15 protein-coding genes are annotated in these 25,534 nt (G+C 67.3%); all 15 read right to left on the bottom strand.

Annotated elements, in window-relative coordinates; translation table 11 throughout:
• Positions 1-158 precede the first annotated feature (158 nt).
• The 15 genes from ABD050_RS24030 to ABD050_RS24100 all read right to left on the bottom strand — a co-directional run bounded on the left by ABD050_RS24030 (position 159) and on the right by ABD050_RS24100 (position 25,527).
• Complete coding sequence (locus ABD050_RS24030) at positions 159-2,126, bottom strand: M1 family metallopeptidase (RefSeq protein WP_343892068.1); 1,968 nt, start codon at positions 2,124-2,126, stop codon at positions 159-161.
• Positions 2,127-2,247: 121 nt separating this feature from the next.
• Entirely contained in the window at positions 2,248-2,847 is a 600-nt protein-coding gene (locus ABD050_RS24035; protein WP_343892069.1) for a hypothetical protein, read from the bottom strand.
• Positions 2,837-6,226: an eCIS core domain-containing protein gene (locus ABD050_RS24040; RefSeq protein WP_343892070.1), complete on the bottom strand. Its 3,390-nt coding sequence runs from the start codon at positions 6,224-6,226 to the stop codon at positions 2,837-2,839. Before ABD050_RS24040 ends, ABD050_RS24035 begins: the two co-directional genes overlap by 11 nt.
• 3 nt (positions 6,227-6,229) lie before the next feature.
• The gene (locus ABD050_RS24045; RefSeq protein ID WP_343892071.1) at positions 6,230-8,191 is read right to left on the bottom strand and encodes an ATP-binding protein; all 1,962 of its coding nucleotides are present in this window, start codon (positions 8,189-8,191) and stop codon (positions 6,230-6,232) included.
• The gene (locus ABD050_RS24050; protein WP_343892072.1) at positions 8,188-9,993 is read right to left on the bottom strand and encodes a hypothetical protein; all 1,806 of its coding nucleotides are present in this window, start codon (positions 9,991-9,993) and stop codon (positions 8,188-8,190) included. The genes ABD050_RS24045 and ABD050_RS24050 overlap by 4 nt, the downstream gene beginning before the upstream one ends.
• A gap of 3 nt (positions 9,994-9,996) precedes the next feature.
• A complete protein-coding gene (locus tag ABD050_RS24055) occupies positions 9,997-12,210 on the bottom strand; it encodes a hypothetical protein (protein ID WP_343892073.1) in 2,214 nt (737 codons plus the stop codon).
• Between the two features lie 49 nt (positions 12,211-12,259).
• Positions 12,260-13,555 carry a hypothetical protein gene (locus tag ABD050_RS24060; protein ID WP_343892074.1) on the bottom strand — a complete coding sequence of 432 codons (1,296 nt, stop codon included), beginning with the start codon at positions 13,553-13,555 and terminating at the stop codon, positions 12,260-12,262.
• A gap of 27 nt (positions 13,556-13,582) precedes the next feature.
• Complete coding sequence (locus ABD050_RS24065; protein ID WP_343892075.1) at positions 13,583-14,860, bottom strand: hypothetical protein; 1,278 nt, start codon at positions 14,858-14,860, stop codon at positions 13,583-13,585.
• Positions 14,857-16,164 carry a hypothetical protein gene (locus ABD050_RS24070; RefSeq protein WP_343892076.1) on the bottom strand — a complete coding sequence of 436 codons (1,308 nt, stop codon included), beginning with the start codon at positions 16,162-16,164 and terminating at the stop codon, positions 14,857-14,859. Before ABD050_RS24070 ends, ABD050_RS24065 begins: the two co-directional genes overlap by 4 nt.
• Positions 16,165-16,194: 30 nt before the next feature.
• Positions 16,195-18,951, bottom strand: a complete 2,757-nt coding sequence (locus ABD050_RS24075) for a phage tail protein (RefSeq protein WP_343892077.1) — start codon at positions 18,949-18,951, stop codon at positions 16,195-16,197.
• Positions 18,951-21,206, bottom strand: a complete 2,256-nt coding sequence (locus tag ABD050_RS24080) for a baseplate J/gp47 family protein (protein WP_343892078.1) — start codon at positions 21,204-21,206, stop codon at positions 18,951-18,953. The genes ABD050_RS24075 and ABD050_RS24080 overlap by 1 nt, the downstream gene beginning before the upstream one ends.
• Before the next feature lie 13 nt (positions 21,207-21,219).
• Complete coding sequence (locus ABD050_RS24085; protein WP_343892079.1) at positions 21,220-21,612, bottom strand: GPW/gp25 family protein; 393 nt, start codon at positions 21,610-21,612, stop codon at positions 21,220-21,222.
• Positions 21,609-23,735 (bottom strand): hypothetical protein, encoded by a 2,127-nt coding sequence (locus tag ABD050_RS24090; RefSeq protein WP_343892080.1) that lies wholly within the window; start codon positions 23,733-23,735, stop codon positions 21,609-21,611. Before ABD050_RS24090 ends, ABD050_RS24085 begins: the two co-directional genes overlap by 4 nt.
• On the bottom strand, positions 23,732-24,463 hold the full coding sequence (locus ABD050_RS24095; RefSeq protein ID WP_343892081.1) for a phage baseplate assembly protein V: 732 nt from the start codon (positions 24,461-24,463) through the stop codon (positions 23,732-23,734). Before ABD050_RS24095 ends, ABD050_RS24090 begins: the two co-directional genes overlap by 4 nt.
• The gene (locus ABD050_RS24100) at positions 24,460-25,527 is read right to left on the bottom strand and encodes a phage late control D family protein (RefSeq protein ID WP_343892082.1); all 1,068 of its coding nucleotides are present in this window, start codon (positions 25,525-25,527) and stop codon (positions 24,460-24,462) included. The genes ABD050_RS24095 and ABD050_RS24100 overlap by 4 nt, the downstream gene beginning before the upstream one ends.
• Positions 25,528-25,534 lie beyond the last annotated feature (7 nt).

Consider the following 25,534-nt stretch of genomic DNA (forward strand, 5'->3'; position numbering starts at 1 on the left):
GAAAATCTCCCCAATGCCCTGCTCCCGCAAGCGCGTTGCACCGCGCTTTTCCCGGAGATGACCTGTTGCGAACGGTAATGCCCGGCGTTTCCGTCGTCCAGATAAATATGATAATTGATTGCAAGGGTGAAAACGGGAGGTTCGGGAAGGGGGCGACCTTAGGGCGCAGTCGCCTCGTTGTTGCTCCGGTCGCGATCGGGCAGGCGATGATCGGGATCGATCACCGCCTTCACCACCTTGCCGGGCCCGTCCACGCCGATCGTGACCGACCCCTGGCGGATCCAGGTCTCGGCGGGCAGCCTGATATCGTGTGTGCTGCCATCGGCGAAGCCAACCCGCAACGTGGCGGGCATCACCAGCCTGTCGCGCGATTCTACGGTCACCAGCGCGCCCTTGGCCGGATCGTCCGCCGCGGCCGGCGCGATCTTCGTCACGGCGAGGTCGAGCTGCCAGTTGTTGTAATACCAGCCGCGCCACCAATAGCTGAGATCCTCACCCGAATCGCTTTCCATCGCGCGAAAGAAGTCGGCCGGCTTGGGGTGCTTGAATGCCCATGCGGCGATGAAGCGGCGAAAGGCATGGTCGAAGCGCTGGGTCCCCAGGATCTGTTCGCGCAGCAGCACAAGCCCGAGCGCTGATTTGAAATAGGTGACCGGGTGGCGGTATTTCTCGGTGACGGTGTCGGCGCGCGACAGGATCGGCGGGGCCTGGGGATCGGCGAGCACGGGCAGGATTTCGTCGACCGGATTGCCGCCGCCCTGCGCATATTCGGAATCGCGCTTCGGGGCGTACTCGCCCCTGTTGAACTCGTCCGATTCATACACGTCGATGAAGGTGTTGAAGCCCTCGTCCATCCAGGCATGGCGGCGCTCGTCGAAGCCGACGATCATCGGAAACCAGCTATGGCCGATCTCGTGCGCGCTGATCCAGAACAGCGTCTTGCCGGCATCGTCAATGCCGTCGAACACGATGCCGGGATATTCCATGCCGGTCGCGGGGCCTGCGATGTTGATCGCGGCCGGCCAGGGATAGGGGAACCACTTCGCCGACATCCGCTCGACCGCATCCTTCATATATTCGGTCGAGCGGCCCCAGCGTTCCTTGCCCTGGCTCTCGGCCGGGTAGAAGGACATCGCCATCGAGGTTTTGCCACCGGGCAGGTTGATGCGGGCTGCATCCCAGGCGAACACGCTTGACGCGCTCCACGCCACGTCGCGGGTGTTCTCCATCCGGAAATGCCAGGTGAGCATGCCGCCCTGCTTCGGGCGGGTCGTTGGGTCGGCGATCTCGCTCGGGGCGCGGATCGCGACCGTCGCATCGCTGGTACGGGCTCGGGCGAAGCGGGCGAGTTGGGTCTTGGTGAGGACTTCGGCCGGGTTCATCAACGCGCCCGAGCCGGCGACGAGCATGTCGGAGGGGACCGTCACCCAATAATCGAAATTGCCATAGTCGAGGTAGAATTCCTGGGCGAGATAGGGGAGCGGATCCCAGCCGCGGATATCGTCATAGACCGCCATGCGCGGATACCATTGAGCGAGGTCGTAGATCTCGCCGTCGCGGCTCTTGCCCCAGGCGGTGCGGCCGCCGAACAGGCCGGGCACCGTATAATGATAATGGAGCGTGACGATTGCCTTGCCGCCGGGCGCAATCGGGGTGGGGAGCGCGAGCTGCGCGCGCGTGTCGCTGATCAGCGGCGCGACGGGGAAGGCCTTGCCGGCGATCTGCACTTCGGCCGAGTCGATCGTCATGCCGTCGGTCGTGCCCCCGCCGCGGCCTTTTCGCTGTCCCTGAGACAGTGCGCCACGTGAGTCCGCGCGGTAGATATTCTGCTCGAGCTGGAGCCACAGCACGTCGAGCGCGTCGGGGCTGTTATTGGCATAGCTGATCTGGACGCTGCCGGTGATCGTCTTCGCTGCGGGATCAAGCGTCGCGTGGATCGCGTAATCGGCGCGGTTCTGCCAGTAGCGCGGCCCCGGCACGCCGCTCGCGGTGCGAACGCCACTCGCGGGCTGGCCGAGATCGAGCGGCGCAAAGGTTTCGCGGGGCGTGTAGGCCGGGTCCGATGCGCCCGCGAGAGAGGCCCAAAGGGCCGCGAGGATGCCCGCGCGTGCAATCAAACCGGGCATGAATCAGGTCTCCATCCATCTGCGTGTCGGATGGTACCTAAACCGGATCGCGCAGCATGCGCCATGGTGGCGCTGCCGAAATTCGAGAGCGGTCCTTTGCTCCGCGCTGAAAGGTGACCGGTCAGAGCGCCGCAATGGCCTGGAGCGTTTCGTCCTTCGCCAGCCGATCTTTCCAGTCGGCATGAACGAGATGCTCGCGCAGCCCGTCAGCTCCCCCGAAGCGTTCGATAAGGCCGATGACCGTGACGAAATCGGGGACAAGCGCCTCGATCCGGTCGTCATCGACCAGGAACAGCCGGGCGTCCTTGTCGCCGACCCGGTAGGTCAGATGAGCTGATCGTCCAGCCAGCGCCTCGAATATCGCCATCTCCTGCAATTGCTTCTTGATGGCCGGCGCATATTCGTCGTTCCAGAGTACGCCTTCGAGCGGCGCGCTCTCCTCCGTCGCGCCGGCGCGCAGCGCCGACTGGACCAGCGGCAGGATATTGATCGAACCCTGGACCGCGTGCCCGCCGGGCGAACCGTTCCAGAGCAGTTTCAGGCCGTTGGCCTTTTCGAGCAGGCGCATCACTGGCGGCGGTGGCGGCACCGCCTCCATCACCTTGAGGATCTCGCGATCGTCCTTGGTGATCGGGTCGCCGACCTCATATTGGACGACCTTGACGGTCTTCGCGGCCTTCAGTCGGGAAACCAGGCGCTGCCAATCCGGATCATGGTCCATTGAGTGCGGGTCCTCTTGCCAATACTGCATTGATCTGCCCGATGGTGGCGCCGTTTGCGAGCATCGTCGCCTTGAACGCGGCAACCGACGCATAAGGCCTGCCCTGCTTGACGAGCGTCGCGGTTGCCGAGCTGATCCCGAAATCCTTGGTCATTTCCGTCCCCGAGGTAAAATTGAGGACCAGCTTCCGCTTCGCGCCGAGCTGCGGCTTCGGAATGCCCGCGCTGGCGGTGAAGGAAGCGGTCTCCGATTTCATCCATTTCGGCGAGGCCTTCTTCCCCTTCCACAACCACAGGCCGGCCTTGCCCGAAACGCCAGTGGCGGCCGTCTTCGACCCGCTCACCGACACCTCGACCCAGACGCGGTTCTTGATCGCGCCCGATTTCGCCTTGGCGAGCGGGCCGATCGCATGTTCGAAGCTCCGGAACGGGCCGGTGTTCACGCTGTTGGGAGCCGGAACGAGGTTCGCAAAGTTCGTCCCGTCGCCGCCGAGCTTTTCGGAAATGATGTGCATCTGGACCCAGCGGTCGGTCGCAGTAGTCAGGCCGGCATCGTAGATTTCCTTGTAGCCTTTCATGTTCACCGGCCAAGCGCCCGTGATGCTGCCGGTAAGGGGCGCGCCAATGATGACGTCGACCTTGCAGGGATTGCCATAGGTCGGTGGGGTGTTGGTGCCATAGTCGGACGCGTCGGGCGGAGCTCCCGAGAGCTTGGCGAAGGCCGCGCTCACCTTGGCGAGCTCGGCCTTGATCGCGGCGCGGCGGTCCTTTTCCGCCTGGGTTTTCGCGGCAGGCGAATAGATTACCTGCGTTGCCGCGCTGAACACCGAGTTCGCTGTGTTCCAGACCGGCTTGCCCTTGTCGGGATGGTTGGCGAGATAGGTGGCGACCGGCGTCAGGGTCGTGGCGATGCCCATCTTGGCACTGTCGCCGGTGCCGATGAATTGCAGCGTGTGGCTCTCGCCATCCGCGTTGGAGAAGCCGAGTTTCTCCTTCCACCAGTCAAAGATCGCGGCGGCACCCTCCTTGGCCATCTTGCCCAGTTTCTTCGCGGTCGCCACGATCCAGTCCACGACCTTGTCGAGCGCCTTGTCGATCGGTGCGCGGATCTTGTTGATCAGGCCGACCACCGCGTCGCTGACCTTGCCGAGCCCGGCGATGCGGGCGAGGAAGCTGATCACCAGGGTGAGGAGACCGGCCATGGTCTGCTCGACGCGGTTGGCGGCGGGGCCGATATTGCCCGCCGCGATGGTCGCGATCGAATCGATGAAGCTCGCCGCGACCGCCGCGATCTGCTTGATCCGCTCGACGAAGAACATCACCGTATTGTAGATCGCGATGATCGCCTGGATCAGCGCGCCCGCCGGTGACAGCATCGACAGGAGCTTGGTAACGGCGGCGCTGACCACCTTGGATTTCACGAAATCCATGATCGCGTCGATCGCCATCTGCTTCAGGTTGGTCAGCGTCTCGACGATCTTCTGCCATGCCGCCGCCGGGCCTTGGGTGACGAGCGTCTTGACGATGTCGAAGCCGGTTTCGAGCACCTTGACGGTGGTTTCATTGGTCGCCTTGACCAGCTTGGCGCGGATGTTAGCCCAGGTCAGCCCCATCACCGACAGGACGAACTTGACGATCTCCATCAGCGAGAAGCCCTGCGGGATATAGATGCCCGCGCCGCCCAGCGCACCCGTCAGCCAGCCGATCAGCGAGGCTTTCAAATGTGTGAGGAAATTGGCCGCGAACTGCTTGAAGCCCTGCACGGCGGCGCGGACCAGGGTCTGCACGAAGCGGACCGGATCGCGCACGATCGTGTTGAAGGCAGCACCCGCCTTGGCGATGTACGGCATCACGCCGGGCGCGACGACCTCGATGATGATCTTGGCCAGGTCGAAGACGGTGCCGAGCGCCCATTTGCCGAAATCGACGAGGAAACTGCCGAAGGTCTTGGCGAGCTTGACGAAGGCCGAGGGCAGGACGACGAAGTCCATGATCTCGAGGCCTTTGAGCGCCGCCATGAAGCGGCCGGGAATGCTGCGGACGAGCGCCATCAGCCCGCCCAGCGCGCCCTGGAACCAGGCCCAGGCGCGGGAGATAGCGTTGGCCTTCTTGATGTTCTGCCAGAGCTCCTCCTGGCCGATCATCGTCATGAAGCCGCCGATGATCGTGTCCGCTGTGCGCGGCACCGCCTCGCCCGTCACCGGATCGAAGCCGAGCACTGCCTTGAGCAGCGGATAGCCGGCCGTTCCCTCGGCGAGCGCCGCGAGCGGCTTGAGGACTGCCTCGCGGACCATGCGCAGGATTTCGCTGAATAGCGATTTCGCGAAGGCGATGATCCGGGTGATCGGGTCAGTAAAGATCGCCTTGGCGCGATTCCACACGCCACCGAGATCGAAGATGTCGCGCCAGCCGAGTGAATCGAGGAAGGCCTTGAGCGCTGCCTTGATCGCGGAGGCCGTAATGCCGAGCGACTTGAGCTGGCCTTCGATCCATCCGCCGACCTTGTCGAAGATGCCGTAGCTGTCGAGCACGCGCGTGATGATGTTGCCGCCGGGCAGGAACTCGACGATCGCGCGGAGGATATTGGCGGCGCTCGCCTCGACTGCGCTCATGTTGATCGGGTTGACCCCGATCAATATGGTGAACATTCGATAGCCGGGGATCGCGTTGGCGGCGTCGGCGAAGAAATCGAGTGCGTCGCTCAGGCCGAGGCGGCTCGCCTGTTGCGGGGTGCGCTCGGTGACTCTGGTCTCGCCCGGGTCGATCGCCTTGCGCTGGATCGCCTCACCCTGCTGGATGGTGTGGGTGAGTTCGTGCGCGAGCAGCTCGAGGCCGCCCTTGCTGTTGGGGTCGTACTGGCTGTCGTTGAAGAAGATATGGCTGCCGAAGGTAAAGGCGCGCGCGCCCAATTGCGTGGCGAGGCTGCTCGCATTCTTGTCGGTATGGATGCGGACGCCGGCGAAATTGGCGCGGAAGCGGGGTTCGAGCAGGCCACGCGTCTTGGCCGGCAGCGCTGCACCGCCGGTTGCCGCCTTGCGGACCTTCGCCTCGACCGCGGGATCTGCGCCGGGCGCTTTCTTGCTCGCAGCCGGCGTGGGTGCGCGGTCCAGGCCGGGCGGGCTGCGCTGGGTTGCGGTGGGCGCCGGATCGGGCGCCGACACCACTGCCTTGGCGACCCGGTCAGCCTCCAGCTCGGCCGCATCGCTCGGCGAGGAGATGCGGAGCGACGGCTGGATCGTCCTTGGCGACAACAGGATCGATCGGCGGCCGTCCATCGGTGCCCGGGCGATCGAGGCGCGCGCTGGTTCGCGCGCCCGCACATTGGAGGTGACGCTGCGTACCGGCTCCTTAGCCTTTGCCTCGCGCGCGCCCTCGGCCATGGCTCAGCCCACCGCCAGCAACGGGAGCTTGAGCGGGCAGTAATCGCCGGTCTTGCGATATTCGCGCACGACCGCCTGGCGGAGCTCGATGTCGCTGATCGGCGCGCCGGTATCGAGCGCGAGCAGGCGGGCGTGGAGCGCGATGTTGCGCAGTTGCCCGCCGCTCAGGGCGCAGCGACACGCAATGTCCTGGAGCAGCCCGGGCGACACGCGGTGCTCGCCGAGCAGCTGGCGCAATATGCCGTGGCGGCGGATCTCGTCGGGGGGACGGAAAGCGAGGACCGCGTCCATCCGGCGCGAGAAAGCCGGGTCGATGCGATCGGCGTCGTTGCTGGTGACAAGCAGGATTCCGTCGAAGGATTCGATCCGCTGCAGCAGAAAATTGGTCTCGAGATTGGCATAGCGGTCGTTCGAGCTCGAGACGTCGGTGCGCCGTGCCATCAGCGCATCGCCCTCGTCGAGCAGCAGCACGATGTTGAGCGATTCAGCCGCCGACAGCGCGCGCTCGAGGCTCTTCTCGGTTTCGCCGATGAACTTGCTGACCGTGGCGGAAAGATCGATCCGGTAAAGATCCTTGTCGAGCGCGGCGGCGATGTGGCGCGCGGCCAGCGTCTTGCCGGTACCGCTCGGCCCGGCGAACAGCGCGCGCACGCCTCGCCCGCCGCCCGGATCGCCGAGCTGCTCGCGGTGACGGCAGCGCAGCAGCAGTGCATCGAACTCCGTCTGGTCGCCGATATCGAGGTGGAGCGGCTCGGGTGGCGCGGTCAGGTCGATCGGCGTCGCGAGCGCGTCGAGCCCGGCATCGCGCAGGTCGCGGAGCGCGCGCATCACATCGCTCTGCCCGGGCACGGCCCGGCCGGCCAGCGCGGCGCGGCTCGCGGCGCCGACGGCGGCGCGGCGGATATTGCCCGAGGTCAGCGACAGCGTACCGAGCGACTCGGCGAGGGGGGTGAAGCCGACGCTGCGCCAATGGGCTTCACGGAGCGCCGCATCGGGGATGGCGAGATGCAAGCCGATCGTCGGCAATGCGCCTGGCGCGCGAACGCCGCCGGTCATCCCGGTGACGACGCCGATCGGCCCGGCGAACAGCGGGTGTTGCGGCAGGTCGACGGTTTCGGCCGGTCCGGTTTCCAGTTCGACAAGGACAAGCGCATTCCCGGCATGCGCAAGCGCGCCGGCAGTGCGCCAGCGTGTCGGATCAGCAATCGTGGCCGGCGCGAGGGCAAGCACGTTCAGCCCGGCCGCGCGCGCGGCGGCGCGCAGCAACGTCTTGCGGCCGTTGTTGCGCGGGCCACGCACCAGCAGGAGGGCGGCCCGGTTGGCCGTCAGCATCGCCGCAAGCGCCGCCGGATCGCCCTCGCCGATCCAGCCGCTCGGCTCGGGCAAGATGGCGCAGGGTTCGAAGATCGCGCCGTCGAGCCGGGGAATTGCGCCCGACAACAGATCGTGGATCGGATGCGAAAGGCGCAATTGCCACTCGATCCGCGCCGCCTCGGCATTGGCGACGGTGACCACGCCGGCGGCGACCATTTCGAGCAGCAGATCGCGGACAGCGCTGCCGTCGCGCAGGGGAACCGCTTCGCGCCAGAGTGCGGTCAGGCCACCAAGCGTCGCGAAGCCGCCCTCGGGTTCGATCAGGCTGGCGAAGCGCGGATCCTCCTCGATCAGCGCAATCGTGGCGAGAAGCTGGCGATGAAGGGCAGGGAAACCGGAGGCGAGCCGGGCGAAGGGGAGATCAGGCTGGTCCGACGCCCAGCGATCGACCGCGCTGTTCCATGTCGCGGCATCGGGCGGCCTGGGCGTGCCCCAGAGCATCGCACATTCGTCGAGATAATCGGCCAGGAAGGCAGGCTGCTCGCCGGGCGCACACAGCTCGGCGAGGCGCAGGACGGTCGCAAACAGCGTCAGCCGGAAATGGCTCGCAGCACCACGGGGCACAGCGACGAAAGGCGGCCGGCCGATCATTCGAAGACGAAGGCGATGGCGCGCCCCTCGGCCGGGCTCCAGCCCGGGTCGCGATCGAGCCCCGCGATGCGCAGGCCGATCGGGTGGTGATCGAGGGCGAAGGTCGCGGTCAGGTCGAGGTCGCGGGTTCGGATCCGGGCGGGCTGGGCGAGGAGCGAGAGGCCGGCGCCGCTAAGGAGGCGAAGGCGCGCGTCGAGATAGCAGGCCAGGCAGGCGGCCCAGCGATCGGACGAGCCCGATGGCAGGCGGCGGGCAAGCGACGCACGGCCGCTTCGCGGTTGGCGGAAGCCAGCGAAGGCGCGCAGCGAGCGCCCGCTTTTCCGTTCGTCAGCGAGCGGAAAGCCCGCGGGATGCCAGACGGTGACGCGCCCGCGCCAGCACACGCGGCGCGGCGGGACGATGGTGGCGAAGTCCGTCAGCCAGTCGGGTTCGGCCTGCCAAAGGCGGGGCAGGCGTCCGGACGCTGCGTGGCCGGCGATCCAGCCAGCCAGCGGATCGCGGCGATAGGATATGCCGAACCAGTAGCGGCCGATCCGGTCGGCGAGCCAGAGCGGCGAGGGATTGAGCCGCGCACCCGTCGGCGCGGAGAAATCGGGGTAGAGGCCCAGCGCGACAAAGGCGTTGAGCAGGAAGAGCAGGCCGCCATAGCCGGTCCTGAACTGCGCATCTGGCGCGAGAAAGGGCACTCCCACGGAACGGCCGGGCGCTGCGCGCTCGAAGCGCGGCGAAGGCGATGCGGACAAGGGAACATGGATACCGGTGTTCGGGCCGATCGCCGGACCGGTACATGTCGCTGTGCCGTCCGGCGGCGCAACCGGCGGCGCGACACGAGTGGCGCGCGCCTGCGGGCTGGCGGTCAGCCGGCGGTCGCCCCGCCTTGGTTCATCGCTTTCCGATTGCGAAACGGTGCCTGCGCGGCACGGCTCATGGTGGGAGACTGGTGGTCGGCGGGGTGCCAGAAGCGGATGCGGGGATCGCTCCTCCCGCGGCTCGCACGCCATTGGGAGCAGCACCGCCAGCGCAGCGGCCTGGGCGGGAGACCGCGACGGGGCGCGCGCCAGCACGATCGCCGCGAGCAGCAGCGCCTTGCCGGAAGGGGGAAGCGCGTGCCACTCATTGCCTTGCGCCACGAGCTGCGTGATCGCCTCGGTCAACGGCCTGTCCGCTATGGGATCCGGCCGCACGCTCGGCCGGCCTGCCGTGCCGCGCGCGGCTGGCGCGGCGGGCGTATCGAGGCGAAGCCCGAAGCTTTGCTCGAGCCCGGAACGGGCAAGCGCCGCATCGGCCGGATCGAAGCGCTCGATCCAGCGCGCGGCACAGCCGATCTCCGCCAGCCGCCCGATCGTGGCAACGAAAGCGGCGCCGTCGGGCAGGACGGCGCTACGCTGCCACCGTCGGAGCGACACAGTACCGGTGGCAGCGCTGAAGGCGCCGAGGGCGGGGGCCGAGCCGTCCTTTATCAGCAGCGCGACCAGCCAGGCGAAATAGCGGCCCCGGCTGGTGAATCGATAGGCGCGATCTGGCGAGAAGCCAGCGCCCCAGCCGCTATCCGCCCCGGCGAGCAGCGCGCGCAACTCGGCGATGATCCGCTCCGGCATCCGGCCCGGGCCAGGACCCTGATGCGCCGGGACGCGAACCCGCAGTCGGGGGAGATAGAGCAGTTCCTCCGGGTCGAGGCCCAGCGAAGCGACCGGCACGTCCTCAAGCCAGCGCGCGACCTCGGCTCGTGTGCCGCGCCACCCGGTGGCGCGGGCACGGTGGACGGCGAGGTCGGCGCCGGCCTGGGGACGCGACGGGAGCATCGCCTATCTGGGCTTGATCGGCGTCACGGTGTTGTGCAGCGCCGTCGGCGAGCCACCCTTCGGGACGACCGTGGTGCCGGTCACCACCGTGCCTGGCACGTTGGGCGTCCCCGGACCGCTGGGGCCGCCCGGCTGGCCGGGCACGCCCGAGCCATCGCGCACGTGCCGGATGATCGAGCCATAGCTGCCCATCGGCACGCCGACAGGATAGGAGTGGCCGCCGATCACGATCACCTTGCCGACGGCAAGCGAGCCGCGGACAATATGGATCGGCAGGTTGTTGCCGACCGGCAGCAGGATCGGCAGACGGGCATTGCGCAGCCTGTCCAGATTGGCGCCGTTGACGGAGAACGGCGTCGGCGCGGTCGCGATCGACTGGAGCGTGAAGGCGCCCTTGTCGAACGGCACCCTGGTCGCAAAGCGGACCGAGAGCTTGCCGGCGTCGGCTGGCACATAGAAGGTCGTACCGTTGCCGATCGCGAACTGGCTCTTGAACCCGTCGAACGAGCCGACCAGCGCGCCGGTCTGGATTCCCCGGCCGCCGCGCAGGCTGTCGGGAACATGCCTGGTTTCGATCTGGAGCCGCCTGGCCGCCTGGTCCCCGATACCGCCCGCGCTCACCGGGCGTCCCCTCAACATGGCCTGGCCGTCAGCGAGCAGGGTCGTGACCGTGCCTGGCTTGACGTCGAGATCGAAGGTCTTGCCCTGCGACAGGGAGACCGCGTCGAGCGGGTAGCTGGTGCTCGGCAGGGTGAGCTTTTCGTCGACGAGCACCGATTGCTTGAGATGCAGGACTGGCTTGTCGAAAGAGCGGAGCAGCCAGCTATGCGGCCCCGCGGGTTCGGCGCCGCCAAGCGTGGTCTGCCAGGTGAAGCCATCGGGCGCGTTGAAGAACTCCTCGCGCAGCGTGACGCCGGTCGCCTGGGGGAAATTCTTGCGCCAGGCGCTCATCGCGATCTCGGGCTTCATGTCGAACGGCGAGTTCACCGAGACGAAATTCATGTTGTACTGGCGCGAGGTCGTGAAGCCCAGATTATGCGCGTTGACCATGATGCACTGGTGCGGATTGTCAGTGAAGAATTGCTGTTCCGTCTTGCCCGATCCCTGCCAGTTGCCGGTCGTGGCAAGCTGCCATTCGCCCGAGGAAAAGGAGACATATTCCTGGGGATGAATGGTTTGCGGCGTGTTCGGGATCGGCGTCGGCGGAATCCCGGTCCAGGTCCAGTCGGGATGAAGGCCGATATTGTTGATCTGGAAGTCGGCGGTTGCGTTGGTCAGGTCGGGGCCGCCGCTGCCGTCAGGGGAATTGGCGAGAGTCGCGATGAACTCGTTGGGCTGGGTCAGCGAGATCAGGCTCGGGTCGGCACCGGTGGTCTCGAAGCCGGTGATCTGCAGGCCGGTGCCGAGCGTGGCAGTATCCAGCGTTGCGGTGCCCCAGCGCGGCAGCGGCAGCGCTGCCGTGTCGATCGCTACCTGCGCCGGTGGGTCACTGGCGTTGGCGCCGACGAAGCTCCCGAGCGGCCAGCTATATTGCACGGCTGAGGCGGACATGCCGAACCCGCCCGGGTTGACGGAGATCGCATCGACGAACATGCCGAAGGTGCCCTTGGCAAGGAACGGGTAGGTCGAACGGTCGAGCTGGATTTCGACTGACCAGCGGCCGGCGACATGGTTTGGCGCCGTGGCAGAGCGTACCACCACGCCCGCCGGCGACTGGCTCTTCGCGCCCCAGGTGACGGCACCCGCATTGAGCGTTCCGGTTTCGAATTCGACCGAGGGAGTGAGGTTCGTATCAGGGACCGCTCCTGTATCCGGACAGACGCCGCCACCCGACAGCCGGCACGGATAGATGTGCAGCCGCATGAACTTGTTGTTGTCGCCGGTGGGGTTGAACGCCACGATGACCGCGTCGTCACTGTCGAACTTCGAATCTTCGGCTTCGACATAGAGATAGACGTGGTTCGCGTCGGCCACCCCGCGCATAAAGGCTGCCGGCGATGACGATCCGTCTTCCAGGAACTTGGTGAAGCCATTGGTCCAGCCAGCATCGTCCGCCACGCCATTGGGCGTCCCCATCCCGAGCGCAGTGGTGGGGAAGCCGATGAGCTCGCGTGCATTATAGAGGCTGGCGCCGGGGCATCCTTCGAGCATCAGCAGCGCGGTCAAGGCGCTGCCGCTGACGGCGAGGCGCCTTAATGTGCTTGAATAACGGGTCATGGTCATTCTCCTTGAGAAAGCATCTGACGATGGGTTGCGGTGGGCCGGCTCACGCCGACCGGACCTGCAGGGCGGCGGTGAATTTCTGCGTGGCGCCGCCGGGGCCGTTGACGGTGAAGCTGAACGTGCCATCGGCCGAGATGAAGGTCTTGCCGTCGAGGCTGGTCTTGAGCGGCTTGATGATGAACGAGAGCATCGTCGGGAAATTGATGTCGGAAACGGTGAACGGGCTTTGCGGGCTGCTGCTGATCTGCCAGTCCGTTCCCGGCGCGACTGTCAGACTGTCGATCGTATAGCTGCCCGTCGCGGCGAACATCGTGCTGATATTGACGGTGGCCGTGGCGCCATTCTGCATGGTCGGCGCCCCCGAGAAGATCTTGATGACATTGTTCGCCCAGGCATGTGGCCCGAGCACGTCGGTATTGATGAACTGGATCTGGTCGCTCGGCAGCACCGGCTTGGTGCCGAGCGCGAGCGGCAAGGGCTGCGAGCTCTGGGTGAAGCCTGGGAACTTGGTCCCCTTGAGCTCGAGCACCAGATTGCCGGCACCGCCACCGTTGGCGGGGGTGTGGACCGTTATCACCTTCTGCACGGTAAGGCCGTTGACGGCGGAAGCCGCGGTGGCCGGAATCTGGTCGGTGTCCTTGACTGTCGCGGTCCAGCCCCCCTCGATGTGCGGAACGAGCTGGAAGGTCTCGTCCTGCGAGCTGTGGATCTGCAGCTCGTAGGTGAAGGCGTAATCAGTGGTCGGCGCGAGACTTTGGTTGGGAGTGAAGGATTTGGGAACGAAGCCGACATTCACCGAAATATTCGACGAAATGCCGGGCAGCTGCGTGTAGGTGGCTTGGGCGCTGCCGGCTGCATTGGAAATCGTCAGGATCACCACGGTACCTGCAGGCGGCAGCCCGATGATGCCGGGCGCAGCGAAGATCAACTGGGTCGGTCCGCTGCCGGTCAGGAGGTCGGCGATCGCCACCGGCGTATCATTCACCTGAATGCGGTTGAGCAGCTCCGGATTGAGATTCTCGCCGAGCACCATGAGCTGATCGCCCGAATGGACGATCTGCGGGACGATCTGGTGGATGATCGGGAGCTTGGGCGTCGTGTTGCTTGCGCTTTCGAGCAGGGTCACGCGACGCACGAGATCATTGATGTCGCTCCTGACCTGGTTGAACAATTCGGCGGTGATCAGGTCGCCGGGGGCGACGGTGGACGGTCGCAGGCCGACCAGCTGCTCGTAGAGCGCGGTCCGCTCTTCGTCGGTGAGCACGCCTTCGAGCGCGTCGAGGATGCTCGACATCGGGACAGCGATCGTGCCGGGGTCGGTGGCGGTGGTCTGAACCATGGTCTTGCGATCCTTTCCGGCGGAGGCTCAGCCACCGCCGAGCGCGTAGTTGGCGTAGTTCCAGCGATGCAGGTTGAAGCGGGCGTCGCCGCGATAGGCGAGGTTCGCCGAGGCGAAGACGAGATAGGGGTCGACCCTGGTGCCGTCCGCCATCGCCTTGGTGCCGGCGATCAGGTTCTCTGCGACCGCGTAGAGCCAGACGATCTCGATGTCGGCCGAGCGGATCGCGGGGAAGGCAAGGCTCTCGCGGATCAGCAGCTCGACCGTCGCGCTGTTGATATGGACCGGCCCACGTATCTCCATCCCGCCGAAGAAATCCTTGCCCTGATCGGGCGTCATGCGCGGCAGCACGCCGACCGGGGGTAGATTGGGGAAATAAGTCCGCGCCTTGAGCCCGGGGGTGTTGGCGGCAACCAGCTCGTCGAGCTGGGCCTGGAACTGGGCGAGCATCGCCCGGCCAGTGGCGATGCGGCGCGGCGCGGTGGCGCTGCGGAAGGGGCCGGGTGGATCGGCGAGGGCGAGCGGGCGGCGGACCGACCAGGCATCGAGCAGCGTCAGGTCAGCGGCGCCCTGAAAGCCGATCAGTGCAAGCGGGACTTCCTGGACCGCGAAGCCATAGCCGGCCATCCTGTCGAGCAACCCGTCGACGCGCGCGCCGCTTGCGAGCAGGTTGGTCGACCAGTCAACAAGCACGCCCGGGCCGAAGCAGCGATAGGCGATCTGGTTCCGGAAGTCCGGCGCGGTGACGGGAAGGTCGGCATAGAGCGAAGAGGGGATTTCGATCAGGCGGAAGCGGACGCCGTCGATCCGGCGATCGATATCGCATGGCGTTCCCGTCGCGCCCGAGCCGTTGGTCGGGGCGCGGCCCGCGGCGAGTTCGGCCGGCGCGATGGTGAGCAGATACAGACCTTCGCCGGCGACATAGGTGCCGCCAGCGAGCGGCACGCAATCGTCAAAGGCGCAGCCCGACGTCGCGAAGCTGGTGGAATCAGTCCGCGACAGGCGGATCCGCTCGGGCTGGTTCAGGCGGAGCAACTGCCCGGTGCGGCTGACCGCAAGGCCGGGCTGGACGAGGATGCTCGGCAGGGTGTCATTGGCATCGGGCGGCTGGGCGGAGACGTCGAGGCCGAAGGCGATGCCGTCGCCGAGCGCCTCACCGAACCGCGCCTCCGAATCGCGGCGCGCGCGCTGCTCTCGGGACATGTCGCCACCGGTCAGCAACCGGCCGTTGAAGAAGTTGACGCTCTCGATGCCGCCATCGCTGACCGGCTGTTCGAGATCGATGAAATCGCCGGACGCGCTCATTGAACCAGTCCGGTGACGTGCCAGGTGTTGGCGCCATCCGAGACCAGAGACACCGCGCCGCGTACCTTGAGGTCAAGAGTGTTGGCGCCGTCGATCGTGGTCGAGGCTGGGGTGGTGAGCGTGATCACGCCGGCGCCGCCGGCCTTGACCGTGAGCTCCTTGCCGAGGCTCGCTGCGTTGGCGGGCGGGACCTTGACCGAGATCGCCGTATCCGAGCGCACCACCGCGATGCGGATCGGCGGCAGGATATTCCCGGCCGCGCTCATGAAGGCGATGGTCTGGCCGCTCGAATCGTCGTTTACCGTAGCCCCGAAGGTCGATTGCGCGAGCGCTGCGGGCAGGAGTACCGGCCGATCGGTTTCGTCCAGCGTTACCGCAGTCGGCTGGTCGACGGGGGGCGCCGCGACTTCCCAATGGGTGGAGACGCGAACGACGGGAACGGTCAGCCGGGCGAGCAGAACGCAGTCATTCGCGGTGACCGGGCTCGTACCGCAGCGTTGGGCAGCGACCAGCGGGCGGAGACGCGTGACCCAGAGTGCCTTGAGCGCGGCGCGAAAGCGCGGCGCGGCGTTGGTCGCGATACTGATCTGTCCGAGATCGGCATCCGCCGGTGCCGGCGCGTCAGCGGGATAGACGCCGAGCGCGAGCCGGAGCTGCAGCTCGGCGCGACTGAGCGCGGTGGCGAAGGCTTTGGCGGTGTCGGCGTTGGCGGGAGCGATATCCAGGCCAGCCCAGAACGCATCCAGCGCTGGGCCGGCCAGCGCCTCGGCCATTGGCGGCGGATCGAAGGAGAAGCTCAGCGTATAATCGTCGGCGATGCGTGACGGCGCCATCAGATTCTCGTCGCTGCGGCACGGCTCGCCGGGGATCGGCACATCGGCGACGGCGCAGTCGACATAGCAGAGCGTCAGGAAGAGATTGAGGGTGAGATGGTCATGGTCGACCTGGAGCGCGGCCTGGGCGTTCAGCTTGTCGGCAATCTCCTTGCGGGCGAGCCACGGGTTGAAGGAACCGCATTGCTCGCGGCCGACGCAGATCAGCTGGCCGCTCGGGGCCGCCGCGGCGCCGGGCGTGACGCGGACGCGGGGGCCGTTGGCATCCGCCTCGACGGTGACCGCAAGGCCGGAGAGCGTGCCATAGCCGAGAAACTCGCGGACAATCCATTTGTCGCGCGCTGAATGATAGGCGAATTCCTGGCGATAATCGTCGACGCCTAGCACCATGCCGGCGGTGAAGTTGACGTGGCGGGCGGGGTCGGCGGTCGAGGCCGTCGCCACCGCCGAAAATGGGCTACAGCATCCCATGGTATCGCTCCCCCTTCTGGGTTGGATGTGTCAGCATGCGATCCGGCTCCTGCCCGTGGGCGGGATCGCCGGACCGCCGATAAAGGTGGCGCCGGCATAAGCGCGGCCGAGCACCGCGGCGGGCACCAGTTCGGGTGCGCGGCTGCCCTGGCCGATCGCGCTGTCGAGCCCGAGCCGCGCTTCGCCGACCCGGTTCATCGCCCAGTAGAAGCGGACGTCGAACACGGTGTGGGCGGGCTTTTCGAGCCCGACGATGCGGCGGGCGAGGGCGATTTGAGTCGCCTCGGTGTCCGGGTCGGTATCAACCCGGGTGCGGGGCAGGAGCACGCTGAAGCGATGCGCGGCGCGGTCGATCGGCATCTCCTGGCCTTCGAACATCAGCCAGTCGCGCGCGCCGGTCGCGGTGGCGGGCAGATGATCGGGAAGCGGCACGAGCGTGAAATCGCTCCAGAGGGTGTCGTGCGCTGCGTTGAGCAGGTCGATCGTGCGATAGCGGGCGCGCAGGAAATCCTGCCATGCCTGTCGGTCGTGCGTTGGCAGCGCGGCATAACGTTCCCAGACGTCGCTCGTCGCTGCCGGCAGGTCGGGTTCGGGCGCGGCGATGCCGATCGAGGCCTGGAATGCCTGCCAGCGCGCCCGCTCTGCCTGGCCGACGCTCGGCACGAAGCCGAGTTGCTGCTGGACGAGCGCGGTCCAGATGGCTTCCTTGCCGGCCAGCGGGAACAGCGGGAAGCGTCCGGCGGGGGCCGGCCCCTCCGGCCAGCGCGCCCAGAGGCCGGCGGCGCCTTCTTCAGGCAGCCAGTCGCCATCGAGGCTGCGGATGCCGGGGGCGGGGATATCGGTTGCCTTGGGGAAGCGCCGCGATCGGGGGCGGTTGCGATAAGCCTCGACTATGCGGATCGCGCCCGGGCAGGTGCAATCGGGGCCGTCGAGGGTGAAGTCAGCTGCGGTGATCGTCTCGTCCAGCGCGAGCTTGAGCGCGAGTTGCAGCCCCCGGATCGTGCCCCGCCAGCCGAAGAATGCCGCGGCGTGCGCGATGAAGAGACGCCGCCGCCGCTCGTCCCAGGCCGGGTCGAGCGCGACTTCGTACCAGCTTGCCAGCCAGTCGAGCATTTCCACTGGCGCGATGCGCGGATCGAACAAGGCCTCGGCGGTGGCGATGCGATCCTCGATCATGGTGTTCAGCCCCTCGAAATTGGCGAGGAAGCGTTCGAGGAACGAGGCGGAAACCGGCTCCTCGCGATAGACGCCAGGGAGGAAGCGCTGGACATAGGAAAAGCGCGGATACCAGATCCTGAGCGCGCGCAGCCGCGGCGTGATGCGGCCGTCGCCGATCAGGGTGATCCTGAGCTGGGTGTAGCGGCCGGTAATGCCCTGGAGCAGCAGGCCCCAGCTTCCCTTGCCGTTGCGGGGGTCGGTGGCGACCGCGGCGATCGCACGCTTGCCGGTCAGCTCCGAACCGCTCGGCGAGAGGACGAGAGCCGGCTGTGCGATCCAGCCGGTCGTCGCCTGGGTCGCGAAGGTCCGGGAATCGTCAGCGGCACGCGCCTCCACCCGCACCGTGGCGCCGGGCGGGATACAACCGTCGATCCAGATACGGTCCCACACGCATTGCGGGACGCCGCTGTCATGGACGGGCGTGACGAAGCCGGCGCTCAGGGCGTAGCGGCGATGCGGAATCGCGATCACCTGGACCCAGATCGGGTCGGTGGCGCCGCTGTCATAATGGACATTTCCCTGGATCGGCACCAGCGCGCGCCCACCGAAGCGGCGCAGCGGCAGCGTATCGGATTGCGGACTCGCCTCCCAGCGACCGTTCCGCTGCACCAGCTGGACGCGCCATGCCTGGTTGCCGTCGGTATCCGCGAGCAGCAGGGCTGGCATGCCTTTGGGTTCGGTGGCGGCGAAGCAGAAGGCGACAATGTCGAGCCTGATCAGCGATCGGATCGCGCTCGCGCCGGGATCGAGAATAAACAGCCCGGCGGCGGTTTTCACCGGCGCGTCGAGTAGGATGACAGCGCCGTCGGACAGCGCGACGAGCCCGGCGGGCGCGGGGATGACGCTCGTGTCGATGGTGACCGGTTCGGCGGTGAATCCGGGTGCCGGATCGATGCCGTCGGGCGCGAAGATCGCCGCCTCGCCAGGCACCCTGCGGGCCTCGATGCAGAGGTTGGCATCAAGCCTGAACAGGCGCGGCGATGTCGCGTCGAGCAGCCAGAGGCCGCCGTCGCCAGCCGGGGCAAGCGCGGCGGCGACGATGCCGTCGGGGAGTTGCGCCCGGTCGGGCGGGCCGCCACCGACCAGATCGAAACGGAGCAGGCTGCCGCCGGCACCCACGATCAGGAAATCGTCGCTCGTGATCGTGAGCCCGGCCAGGATCCGGGGCGCCGTCTCGACGGGCGCCGCATCAGCGAAGGCACGCGTCTCACGGCGACGGCGGCGGGGCGCGGGCGGCCAGAAGGATGTCACCACTCCGCTGCCCGCGGAGCGTATCGTCAAGCCCAGCCGGTCGTCGGCGATGACATAGAGATTGCCGTTGCGATCAGCGACGGCGTCGCGGCGATCGGCGGCGGTGAACAGGGGCTCGCCCGGAGTCGCCGGAATCGGCTCCTCGAGCGGCTGCAGCGTGAGCTGAAGGCTTTTCGCGTCGAAGATGGGAATCGTGTCGTCCGGCTGGAGCGACTTCCATTTTTTCGCGAGCGCTGCCGGTTTGGCCCCCACGCTGGTGCACGCACCCCAGTCGCCGTCGCCGAGCAGCAGATGGAAATGGGCGCTGTTGACGTTCATCAGCAGGTCTCCGCCAAAATGGGGACCGGCAGGCGCGGGGCAGTCTGGCTGGGCGTCGTGGCGCCACGCAGTGCGTCGAGCGACAGGGGCGACCCGGCGACCACCGACAGGCCGAGGATCTCGGGAAGCTCAAGCCCGGACAGAGCGATGCTGTCGACCGCCGCGCCCGATCCTTGTGCGAGCAGCACGTCCTCGACCGACACCACGCCGGCTGCGCGCGCGGCCGCTGCCTGGAGGCTGCGGGCATGAACCGCCTGGGCAAGCGGCCAGCCGCGCAGCGCCGGGTCGATGTCAGGCCCGTAGAGCATCGGCAGCTGCGGCATGGGCGTGTCCGGAGCGGGGAGCGGCCTGAGGAACGCCTTGATCTGAGTCTTGACTGCCTCGACCACCTCGGCGACCGCCCGGCCGCCGGCCACCTCGATACCGATCGAGATCCAGATGCCGACATAATCGGGCCCGCGAAGCACCAGCTCGGTCGTCACGAGACGACGCGGATCGAGGTAATTGCAGAGCGTGTTGAGGAAGGGGCGATCGGCGCGCGGGGCGTCGGGGTGAGCGGGATCACGGATCGGAATCACCATCAGCGTGACTGCGCCAGGCGCCGAGCCGATCGTCAGGGGCACGACGTCCGGATGCGCTGCGGGCAGTATCTCGATCCGGCCAATCGAAACCCCCGGCGTCCGCCAGGTGATGGCGCGGAAATCCTCGGCGGTGACGAGCCGGTCGCGGTGGGTGATGAAACGCGGAATCTGGGTCTCGGCGGCGGCCACGCTTTCGGCATCGGCACCACCCCAGGTCGGGACCGGGTTGGTTACTGTCACGCCTTCGGGCACCATCGACCCGCCCTTCAGCGCGCCGGCATTGACATTGCCCGCGGCCCCTGCGGTCGAGGCGTAACTGGCGTACAGAGCTTCGTCGAGCTTCGGGCGACGGCCGGTGAAACCGTCGCCGAAGCTGAGCGTACCGGCCTCGGCATCGCAGGAAAATACCGCGAGCGGATCACCCATGTCGGGTGCCCCGGGGATCGCGACTTCGGGACCGGCGGCGCGGACATCGTCGATCGCTGTCCAGTCGTGGCGCGTGTTGTTCTCGATGCTGGTCAGCGTCACCGACCCCGCGAGCACCGGCGTCTGGCGGAGCTGTCGAACCTGGTCGGGCGTGTTGTCGCCGGGAGCGAGCTGCTCGGCGCTGATCAGCAACTGCTGACGGACCTGGGCTGCGTTGATCCCGACCCAATCGAGCTTGACGTCAGTGGTGCTGCCCGAGCGAATCCTGAGCCAGGTGACGATTCGGGCGGCGACGTCGGGCGCATCGGCGACGGGGGGCAGGTCGCCTACGCCGGCCTCGAGCGGGTCGAGATGCCAGAGATCGAGGCCGGCCGCGGCGGGAAGCGCGAGCTCGATGATGCCGGGCTGAGACAGCGGATCGAAATCGGCGCGCGCGGCAACCCGCGTATAGCTTGGCATCGGGCTGCCATTGGCATCGAGCGCAATCGGGCCCGGACTCGGCAGCTCGAAGCGGAGCAGGCCGTCGCTGAGCGCCGGCGGCGTGCCGGGGCGGGCGACGATCTGATCGGCGCCCTGATCGGGCTTCATGCCCAGTGATAAAGTCCGCCCGGCGAGCTTGCTGCGCAGATCGTCCCAGCCGTCGCGATCCTTTGCCGGAACATTGTCCATGGTCCGCCCGAGCAGCGCGACCCACAGGCTGTGATCAACGGTTTCAGCGAGATCGACGCCGCCGCCGCCGACGACCTCGACTGTCTCGTACAGCGCCAGCGTCTGCGGCACCGGCTTGTCGTACGAGGCGTAGAGCAGCGCGTAATAATCCTGCTGCTCCTGAGTCGGGCTGATGATGGGGCGGCGGACATAGAAGCGCGCCTCGAGCGGCAGCACGTCGAGCGATGTGGCGGTCCGGAACGGCAGGGCGCCGGCGAACACTTCAGTGCCGCGCGGGACGACCAGCGATTCAGTCGGGCCACGCCCATTGGCGAAGGCGACGAGACCGCGCGCTTCCTGGGCCGGCGCGAGCGGCACGCCGAGCAGCTGGAGGAACTTGGCGCGATTGCGCTCGGGAATCTGGTTGGTCCGGTAAAGCAGGCTTTCGGTGATATAGGCAAACAGCTGGATCAGCGTGACGCCTGGATCCGAATCGTTGAAATTGGTCCATTCAGGCGTGTGCGATGGAATGCGGGCGACGAGCTCGTCGACCAGCGCCTGGTAGCGGCGGTTGTCGGTGGCGGGTGCGGGGAGTGGCATGTCCTGTCCTCCGTCAACCGGCTGCCGCGAGCGGCACATCGAGCGCGATCCGCTGGGTCGAGCCGGTCGCGACGAGGCGATAGGTGATGGTCGCGATCGCGGTCTCGCTCGCCTCGGGGTCAGCGACGACGTCGACCGTGTCGACCTTGATGCGCGGTTCCAGGCTCTTCAACGCGCTGTCGATCGCATGCGCGACGCGGGCATGGGTCGCCGCATTGTTGGGCTCGAACAGGAAAGCGGTGAGCCCGGCGCCGAAGCGCGGCAGGCCGACCCGCTCATTGGGGGCGGTCCTGAGGATGATCGCGATCGATTCCTGGATGTTCCGCTCGCCCTCGGACCACAGCATGCGGCCTGACGCGTCGACGCGTGGCGGGAAAGCAAGGCTCTTGCCGAACGGGCTGGTCATCCGCCGCCTCCCTTGCCCTTGAGCTTCGGCACGGGGAAACAGAGGATGAAGAAGGGCACCCAGCGGAAGATGAAATCGAGCAGGGTGATGATGATTGTCAGCAGGATCAGCGCGCAGATCGTGATGATCGGGATCGAGAGCGAGCAGATCATGCCGATGTCGATGCCGTTGGCATTCTTGCAGCCGCCGCCGTCGCCGGTGTCGATGTCCTTGTGGAGCGGCCAGGGCAGGACCTGAAGCACCAGATCGATGAACCCCATGCCCTTGGCGCGCTGCACCTGGCCGCACAGCATGTCGGACAGGACGAAGGCAGTGCCGCGGGCATGTTTGCGCAGGCCGGCCGGGCTGGTGTCCATCGGCAGGGTGATGCGCACCGGCCGCGCCGGCGCATCGGGATCGAAGAAATTGGCGAGCTCGAAGGGCACGCTCGGTTCCGACAGGGTGGGCGGATGGATGGGCCCGCAATCGGCATTCAGATGGACGAAGCGCAGGATGAACTGGCCGGTGTCGCCGACGCTGTCCTGCATCGCCAGCGCGAGCTGCTGCGCGAAGGGCATGGCGCGGGCATCGCTCTCATCGCTGGTGTCGAGCGCGCGGGCGACGAGCACGGTGAGCTTCTCGACCGCGTTGATATCGAACGGCTGGGGGTGGGGCGGGGCCGGGCTGGGGTCGATCGAGACCGGGTCGGCCGGGCCGGCCAGCGGCACCGTGAGCGCGTCGATCTCGGCATCGGGCGCAGTGCCGGGGTTTGACGGGGGCAGGGTGCGGAACCCGCCGCCCGCATCGATCGCGCCGCCATTCCCATCGCTTGCGATGCCGGCGAGAAGATAATGAAAGCTCGGCCAGCGCGCGCGTTCGGCAAGCACGTCCCGATACTGTGTTTCGGCTGCCTCGAGCAGCGCGCCGCCGCCCGCGGCGTCGATGTGACGGAGCGCATCGGCCAGGGTTTGCAGATGCGGCAGTGGCGGCGTGGGGCTCGGATTGGCGCCGGTGAGCTTGAAACCATTGGCGAGCCGGTCGCTATCGGCCTTTTGCAGCCCGTTCGACAGCCAGATGTAGAGATCGAGCTTGGCGCCGCTCAACCCGGCACCGCTGTCTCGCCGGACCGCGGCCGCGACTGTCTTCAGATGGCGGTCGAGAAACGCCATCAGGTCGAGCAGCAGGAGCCAGCTCTGCGACTGAAAGCCGACATTGCGGGCGCGGATGCGGGTCTGGCGTTTTGTCGGGCTCGAATAATCCTTGTCATTGTCGCGGTCGATATCGTCGGCTGCCTTCATCGCCGCCTGGATCAGCGCCTTCCACGGTTCGGCGAAATCCATCTTGAATTCGGTGGTGCGCGCGAGCTTCGAATTGCGCGGTGCATCGGGTGTAACTCCGGCCAATGCCTGGGCTTGGCCTTCGACGAGGCGCTTCACCGTGCGGGTGACCGGGGCGCTCAGATATTGCTCGCGGCGGCCGACCGGGATCAGCCCGCCCCACAGGCTGCGCTTGAGGCCATGGCCGTCCTGGTGCGCGAGCGGGAAGGCAGGCAACCGCTCTTCGCCGGGCGCGAGGACAGCGTCGTTCCCGTCGGAGACGCGCTGCCAGCGCACGCCGGCTGCGTCCTTTACATAGCCATATTCGACGAGCGGGCTGCCGGCCGGCGCATTGGCGGTCGCCGGCATCCGGCGGCGCAGCACGAAGCCGACCTGCTCATGGCCGCCCGCCAGCTTGCGGTCGGGCAGGCCCGGGATCGCGCAGGCGAGGGTGGCGCAGGCGATATAATAACGCTGGTGCGCCGGCTGATAGAGCTTGAGCCCCGGCGTGCCGGCCGCAGGCACGGCGATCGGCTTCGGCGCGCGGGCCAGCCGCGTCATCAGCCGCGATTGCTTGAGCGGCGCCGGCAGCGGCACCCGCTCGATCAGATCCTCGGTGGCGAGGGTGCCGGGCGGCGAGCGCCAGGTTTCGTAGCGGGCAACATGATCGGCCAGGCTGCCCGGATCAGTCGCGAGCATCCCCAGCAGCTGGTCCATGAAATCGTCGGTGGCGAAGCGCAGGATAGTCGGCGCCCGACCGGGCGAGGCGCCGCCCCGCCACAGCGGCCGGGGCGCGGCCCAGGTCAGGGGATGGGCGAGCGCGGTCACCAGATATTCCCCGCGCCCGGCGTGTAGCTCGCCGAGACGATGGAGTTGCAGATCACCGTGTCAGCCTGGACCACGCCAGAGAATTTCGACATGCCGGCATCGACCGTCACCATCCCGGCCGAGACCGCGACTTGGCTGGCGTTGACCGTCACCTTGGCGGAGGCAGTGATGGTGATCCCGCTGGCTTCGAGCTTGACTGAATTGCCGCTCGCATCCTCGATATCGATCGCCGGGGGCGTATCCTTCAGCGTCACCTTCTGCCCGCCGGGTGTCTCGATGATGAGCTGGACCTGGCCGCTCGTGTCGTCGAAGGTGATTTTCACCCCTTCGCGCGACTTGATCACCTTGCGGTTGTTCTTCCCCGCGCCATCCATTGAATCGGGCGGCGAATCCGATCCGTTCCACAAGCCGCCGAGCACATAAGGCCGCGCCGGGTCGCCATGCTCGAACGCGACCAGCACTTCGTCGCCGACATCGGGGATGAACCAGCTGCCGCGATCCTTGCCGGCGAACAGCGACGCCGTCCTCGCCCATGCCTCATAGCGGCCGCCGCCCGAATCCGGGCACCAGGGCAGGGTGACCTGGACCCGGCCCTGGCCATCGGGGTCCTTGATATCGACGACGGTCGCCGGCGCGACGCCATACCAGATGCCACCCCAGCCCTGCGGCATGCGCTCGTCGAGCTGCACCTGGCGGCGGTCGCCGTCGAGAAGCGCGAAGGCGGTCATAGCGGCTTGATTCCCGGGCGGTTGCAGCGGAACTCGGTCCGCGCGCCATGCTCGGGATCGTAGAGATGGGTGACCGCAATCGCGCGGTAGCTGCCCTCGAACAACGGGCCGAGCCCGGTCAGGTCGAGCTTGACCCCGGCGCGCAGCTTGACGTCGGTCTCGCAGGTGCCCTCGCCGGTGACGAAGCCGCGCGCCATGTGGCGATAGCTCGCCTCGGCGAGTTGCTTCGCTTCGTCGGCTGAGCGCGGCAGGCCGTGGGCGAGCGTGTCGACCCGCTCGCCAAGCGCCTGGACCAGGATATCGCCGCCGGCGGTATCTCCATTGAGCTCGGGCTGGATCGCATCCTTCACGCCGCGATGGCTGACGCCCTCCTTGCCCGACACGTCCCATCCCGAAGCGACGACGGCGCTGCGCTGCTGCGCGAGATCGGCGAGCACATGGAAGGAGCGCAGCGTCCCGGCCCAGGCAAGCGCGACGCCCTCCTGAGTCCGCGCCGGGGCCGCGTGCAGCGTCGTGCCCTGGACGAAGATATCGGCATCGAAGCGCCGCGCGGTATCGAACAGAAAGGCGAGATCGGTCTGGTTGAGCTGGGCGAGCAGCGGCACCGCGGGTGCCCGGGTATCGATCTGCGCCTGGAGTCCGTGCTCCTGCGCGATCTTGCGGACCACGTCGCCGAGCGAGGATTGCGCGAAGCAGCGGGTGCGCCGGGTCATGCGCAGATCCTGCAGCCGGTCCTCGGCGAAGACGGTGATCCGCGCTGCCTCGCCTTCGGGAAAGGCAGCGGCGATCGCGGTAATCCGCCCCTCGAACAGGATGCTGTCGTCGCCGATCCCGACCTTGATCTTCTTGCCGAACTCGATCGTCTTGCGGTCGAAATACTGGAAGCCCGGCTTGTCGTCGCCGCCCCAATTGCCGAACACCAGTTCGGCACGCGCCATCCCCTCGATGCTGTCGGTCAGCTCGTAGCGGAGCAGGGCGGCCTCGAGTTTCGCGTCGCGCTTGTCCTCGATCGCGATCGAGGGCCGCGCTGGGCGCATCGGCAGACGGGCGACTTCAGCTGACATGGCGGCC

This window comes from Sphingomonas oligophenolica (assembly GCF_039522915.1).
GTDB classification, from domain to species: Bacteria; Pseudomonadota; Alphaproteobacteria; order Sphingomonadales; family Sphingomonadaceae; genus Sphingomonas; species Sphingomonas oligophenolica.